Raw genomic sequence first — 223 nt, forward strand, 5'->3', positions numbered from 1 at the left:
AGGATAGTCATCATGTATTTTTTCTACAATATTAGCAATTTTTTCGTTTTTTATATCGTTAAAAGTTTTTTGATGTTTCAACCATTTAAAGTAACCACTTTTACTTACATTACTTATTTTGCATAGAGAATTTATTGGATAATGATGTTTTTCATGCACTTCTTTTATAGCTGTGTATATATAATTATTTTGTACTCTCTGCAAACTCACCTCCTCTCTATTT

The 223-nt window shown here is 26.0% G+C and carries 1 pseudogene; it reads right to left on the reverse strand.

Annotated elements, in window-relative coordinates:
• Positions 1-204 (reverse strand): annotated as a pseudogene (locus ACK2WN_RS12460) (hypothetical protein); the annotation flags it as partial.
• Between the last annotated feature and the right edge of the window lie 19 nt (positions 205-223).

It is taken from the genome of Peptacetobacter sp. AB800 (genome assembly GCF_047807365.1).
Lineage (GTDB): Bacteria > Bacillota > Clostridia > Peptostreptococcales > Peptostreptococcaceae > Peptacetobacter.